At 58.4% G+C, this 3,495-nt stretch carries 2 protein-coding genes; both read right to left on the reverse strand.

Going from position 1 to position 3,495, the window contains the following annotated elements:
* Window positions 1-329 precede the first annotated feature (329 nt).
* Entirely contained in the window at window positions 330-1,508 is a 1,179-nt protein-coding gene (locus tag DFP86_RS13445; protein ID WP_166642273.1) for a dienelactone hydrolase family protein, read from the reverse strand.
* Window positions 1,509-1,572: 64 nt separating this feature from the next.
* Window positions 1,573-3,495: matrixin family metalloprotease (locus DFP86_RS19470; RefSeq protein ID WP_133682081.1), on the reverse strand; the 1,923-nt coding region annotated here is incomplete at its 5' end.

Below are 3,495 nucleotides of genomic sequence, written 5' to 3' on the forward strand. Positions count from 1 at the left end.
GCACCGGATCCCAGTACCGCTTTTGTTCGGGCCATGACAAAATCCTGGAAGAAGTCCAGGGATTATAACAGATTTGCGCTAACCGAACAGTATTGGGTCAGGTCTTTCTTGTTGCATGCTGAACACACAAACTTGCGGACGAAGCAAAAAAAATGGCCTGCCCCTGTGCTGGCTGCTGCTAGCTGTTCGTTGCCCTAGCGAGAACTCTCCGTTTGAACTGTCGAGGGTTCCTTGACAGCTCTGCCATCTCCCACCGTTTGCCCCTCGGCCCGCAAGCTTTATCTAGCTGCCGCCGTCTTCGGTGCTATTCGAGCATACCCCCGACACATCTAGTTCTTACGCCACACAACCCGGTCGTCGACCGCGTACAGCTCGCACTCGGCGCCCTGTGCTTTGCAGCCATTCAAAAGAAACCCCACCGGATCGAACCCGCCATGCGCGGTTCTGGCGGTGCCGTCTTTGCTGACGGCAAAAACCCGTGGGAAAGGTTGCTTGAGAAACTGCTGATACGCTTTGCGCCCGAATTCGTTGACGTAAGGGATGGCGCTGGTGTCGTTCAGCGCTGCGTACTGGCTCTCGGATGGGAAGGGCGTGGGCATGTATTGCGGGTTTTTGATGTCGTGCGGCAAGCCTTGGCTCGCCAAAAAATCGTCGAGGATCGGCGCCCAGAGTTGGATGCCTTCGGCCGCGGCATAGTAATTGTGCGAGTCGTTCATGAAGTCACCGACATTGACCAGTTTGGCCTGGCCGCCGCGCTCGGTGTAAGCCCGGTACATGCGTTGCGAAGTGGCGGGAGGGAAGCGGCTATCGTTATTGCCGTAAAACCAGAGGGATGGCGTGTGGCTTTGTGCGCCGAAGGTGCCGGCGCCATCGACGAGGCCCCACGGGGTTCGCGGGCAGTGTCCCAAATTGAGCCCGCCGGCAAAATTGACCAGCGCCTTGACCCGCGTGTCGCCGAGCGTGCCATAGGCCAAGGTATTCCAGCCACCGAAACTTTGCCCCGCCACGATGACGCCAGGGGCCGGGTCGACGTTTGCTTGCGTGAGCATGTAATCGATCACGGTATGAATATCTTTTGCACTAGCCAGTGCGACTTTCGCCTGTTCATGGCATAGCGGGTCGGGCAGTACGCCTTGCGAACCGGCGTAGCCGCGCATCATTGGCTGCACGACGAGATAACCCCGTGCCAGAAAGTAAAAAACCCCATTGTTGTATCGGAAGCGGGGCTGCTGTGCCGGCGCGACGTGGCCGTCGGCGCCATGGTTGATGATGACCAAGGGAAAGGGGCCTGCCCCTTGCGGTTTGAAGACGGTGGCCTGTAGCGAGACACCCTCGTCCTGCATGGGGATGGTGACGACGGTTTCCGTGATCCCGGCCGTGATCATCGGAATGCGATGCGGCATGGTGTCCGCCGCCATCGCGGGGGCCAGACCGCACAGTATGAGCGACAGTGCCAGCAAGAGGTTTTGCCATGATTTTTGAGATGCTTTTTGGGAGAGCGGCAACATAGAGGCTTTCTTGTTTGAAAAACGGCCTTGCCACATTTCGAGGCAAGGCCGTCCTGAACATCATTTAATGATGGACAGCAAGGCTGTCATTTGGGTGATTATCGACCTCGCTCTGGTTCGTCGCCGATGTTGTTGCAGCGGATTCGACTCCAAAGGTGCTCAAGGCCTGAACCAATTGATTCACGGCGCTGATATTCGACCCAGGAGGCGTTGCGTGGTAAACGTTCGCGGCGCCGATGGTATCGGTATCGTCGAAAGTCCGATTATTCGCAGTCAACGCGTAATCCATGATGGAGTGAGAGTCCGCGTTTGCGGCAAAACCCAGCGCATGGCCGATTTCGTGCAGTAGCACCTGTTCCAGCGTGGCTTCCGTTCCGCTGTATTGGAGCTCGCCAAGAGCGTTCGTTGCCAATGCCGTTTCGTTGGGGTTTTCGATAGTAATAGCCGTACCCGACGTGAACTGCCCCGACTGAATGGTATAGCCCGTGTAGCCGATAATCCCCGTTTCGGCGGTGTTGAAATCGCCCAGTTTGATCTGGATGTTTGCTTGGGCCGGATCTTGCGTTTGCTGGAAATGCAAGCCGGTGATGGCGGACCATTGGGCAAACGCTTGCTGGGTCGCCAGGTTAATCGCGTTGGCCGTTTGCGCATCCGTGCCGATGTTGGTGGTACTCCAGGAAACGGTACTCTGCGACCATTGTCCGCCCTCCAGTTCGAAAGGATTTACGCCAGTCGAAAGGGATTGGAGCGTAGCCATCCTCGCAGATTGATTCATTGCTTGCTGAATCTGCTGCTCGGTTTGATTCCCGAAGGCTGCTAAAACCGACGAGTTGAGGCTTCCTACGCCGCCTTTGAGCGTGTGGTTGATGATGGATTTCGGACCTGTGAATCCATCACCGCCGCCACCGCCGCCACCGCCGCCATCGCCGCCACCGCCGCCACCACCGCCGCCGCCATCGCCGCCACCGCCGCCGCCACCGCCACCGCCGCCTCCGCCGCCATCGCCGCCACCGCCGCCGCCTGCGCCAGCGCCAGCGCCACCATCACCGCCAGTCCCCGCACCTCCTCCATCACTGCTACCGCTGCCGTCGCTGCTACCTGCACCGCTGCTGCCATCGCCGCTATTGCTTCCCGTGCTGCCGCCTAGGCCCGCGCTGTTTCCGCTATTGTCTCCGCCGCTGGCGCCATCTCCACTCGCTCCTGAGTCGGTGCCACCTGTGTTGTCCCCTGTGTTTGAGGTGTTGTTACCAGCATTGGGATCCCCCGAGCTGGGATCGCTGCTGCCTGCATTGGGATCCCCTGTGCTTGAATCGTTACTGTTTGCATTGGGGTCGCCGGCCGAAGGCGAGTTATCGTCCGTTCCTGGGGCCGTATTGTCACCGTTCGTATTCGTTGTTTCTGACCCAGTGACAGATCCATCGGCAGCATAGCTGGTCGTTGTCGACGAGCCGTCTGCATAGTTTGTAGTGACGGAGCTGGTACCATCGAGGTTTTGTGTTGTTGTTGTGGAGACACCATCCAATCGGGTGCTTGTCGTTGTGACCGAACCGTCCGGATTTGAGGAGGAGGTCGTCGTTGTTCCATCCGTTCCAGTTTCGCTGGTGCTGGTGACGGCTCCCCCTGCCGAATAAGACACACTGCCGACAGTTCCGTCGCTATTGTCAGTCGTTACCTGTCTGGTGCCATTGGCAAACTGCGCGGTGGTCGTGGTCGTCCCATTACTGTTGAAGCTCTCGCTATAGCTGGTCTTTTGGTCGTCGGACCACTGCTCGCTGACTTCCACCCCATTGGGGGCATAGTTATCGGTGAGGTAAGTACCGTTCTGGTACTTCGTGGTATAGCTGGCCGAACCATCGGCGTTGATGGTGGAGCTGCTGACTGTACCGTCCTGATTGGTGGTGGTCGAGGTGACCGTGCCGTCGGCAGTGGTTTCGCTAGTGCCAATTACTGCGCCCGTGGCGGAGTAGGTGGTACTGTTGCTGGTGTT

This window comes from Paludibacterium purpuratum (assembly GCF_004363805.1).
Lineage (GTDB): Bacteria > Pseudomonadota > Gammaproteobacteria > Burkholderiales > Chromobacteriaceae > Paludibacterium > Paludibacterium purpuratum.

Bases quoted from the DNA above. Each gene is read 5' to 3' on its own strand.
- DFP86_RS13445 (WP_166642273.1), bottom strand. From the start codon at position 1,508: ATGTTGCCGCTCTCCCAAAAAGCATCTCAAAAATCATGGCAAAACCTC.